The following is a 1,772-nucleotide window of genomic DNA, read 5'->3' as shown; positions in this document are numbered from 1 at the left end:
CGCCACCGCCGGCGCCGGCCGGGGCGACGTGCCGTGGGCGGCGCTGTGCGCGGCATTGCGCGTGGCCGTCTGCGGCGTGGCGACGGCGGAAAAGACCGGCTGCTTTTTCTGGCCCTTGTCCGTCACGGACGACAGGGGCAAGGGGAAGGTGCGGGGCTTGTCGCTCATCCGAGGGCCTTTGCCAGGAGGTCGAGTTGCTGCTTGTGGGTCAGGTCGATCTGCAGCGGCGTCATCGAGATGCGCCCGGCGGCCACGGCGTGGAAATCCGTGCCCTCGCCGGCATCCTTGCAGGCGCCGGGCGGGCCGATCCAGAAGATTTCCCGGCCCCGGGGATCGAGCGCCTTGATGACGGGCTCGGCCTGGTGGCGCCGCCCCAGCCGCGTCGGCAGCGGCTGGCCCAGCGCCTCGTACGGCAGGTTCGGGATATTCACGTTGAGCAGATACGGCTTTTGCAGCGCGTCGGCGTAGCGCTGCACGATATCGCGCGCGGCCCGGGCAGCGTCCTCGACATGGCTCCAGCCATAGGTGCCCTGCGAAAAGGCGATGGCGGGAATGCCGAACAGGTAGCCCTCGGTGGCGGCGGCGACGGTGCCCGAATACAGGGTGTCGTCGCCCATGTTCGGGCCGTGGTTGATGCCGGAGACCACCAGGTCGGGCGGCGTGTCCATCAGGCCCGTCAGCGCGATGTGGACGCAGTCCGTGGGCGTGCCGTTAACAAAATAGAAACCATTGGCGGCCTGCTGCACCGACAGAGGCCGGTCCAGCGACAGCGAGTTCGATGCGCCCGAGCGGTTGCTGTCGGGCGCCACCACGACAATGTCGGCAATCTGGGCCAGCGCCTCGGCCAGCGCGTTGATGCCCGGCGCCAGGTAGCCGTCGTCGTTACTGATCAGGATTCTCATACAAAGATTTTACCTGAAGCAACGACGCACGAGCGCATGCGGACGCGCCCTCCTGCCAAAAAATGTGGCGTTCAGCGCATGCCGATGCGCGGCTCCGACATTTCGTTTTCCGCCGCCAGTTCGTCGCGTTCCGGCTGGCGCTGCCGCCGGGACGTGCGGTAGCCGACCGTGTATCTGCCGCGCTGCTGTTCCACGCCCGCCACCGGGCGGCGCGGCTCCACGCCATGGCGCAGGCCGCCCGCCCCTTCCTGTGGCCCGCAGCCGCCACCGCCGCCGCTGCCGCTGCCATTTTCCTGCAGGCGGCTGCGCGTGTGCGCCAGCGCCTTGCGGGTGCGGACCGTGTCCGCGTGTTCCGACCCCAGCAGCCGCGTGCGCAGGGCCATCACGTGTTCCAGCAGTTCCGTGGCCTGTTCCAGTTCCTCCGCGTGACACAGGATATCGGCCCGCACCGCCAGGCTTTCCACCGTGACGAGGTGCTCGTCGCCCAGTTCGCGCTGGCGTGAGTCGACCACCACGTCCTGCAGCGCCAGCGCTTCGGGAAACTGGCCCAGCTGGGCCAACGTGGCCGCCAGCGCCATCGACGCTTCCAGGGTGGGCATGGCGCCGGCGCCGAAGACCCGCTCGCGCCCTTCCAGCACGGCCTGCTGCTGCAGCCGCGCTTCCTCGAACTTGCCCTGCTCGAACCACAGCTCGGCCAGCGCGGCGCGGCTGTCGAGCGTGTCGGGATGCTCCTCGCCCAACATCAGCACGTGCAGGGACAGGCTCTCCTCGACGCACGCAGCAGCGCGCTCCAGGTCGCCCTCGCGCCGGTACAGCGCGCCCAGGCTGGCCAGGTCGCGCGCCAGCGGCAGCGCCGTGCCGCGGCCGCGG

The 1,772-nt window shown here is 69.9% G+C and carries 2 protein-coding genes; both read right to left on the bottom strand.

Annotation, left to right across the window (positions count from 1 at the left end):
• Positions 1 to 164: 164 nt before the first annotated feature.
• Positions 165 to 902, bottom strand: a complete 738-nt coding sequence (gene surE, locus GM672_RS27550) for a 5'/3'-nucleotidase SurE (RefSeq protein ID WP_155473680.1) — start codon at positions 900 to 902, stop codon at positions 165 to 167.
• Between the two features lie 71 nt (positions 903 to 973).
• On the bottom strand, positions 974 to 1,772 hold a 799-nt coding region (locus tag GM672_RS27545; RefSeq protein ID WP_155473679.1), incomplete at its 5' end, for a tetratricopeptide repeat protein.

It is taken from the genome of Pseudoduganella buxea, assembly GCF_009720835.1.
Lineage (GTDB): Bacteria > Pseudomonadota > Gammaproteobacteria > Burkholderiales > Burkholderiaceae_D > Rugamonas > Rugamonas buxea.
The sequence above is the reverse complement of the archived record's forward strand: the minus strand, read 5'-3'. Positions and strand labels throughout refer to the sequence as shown.

What these genes read in the sequence shown, in the direction of transcription:
- surE (WP_155473680.1), bottom strand. Translation starts at nt 902, where the DNA reads ATGAGAATCCTGATCAGTAACGACGACGGCTACCTGGCGCCGGGCATC.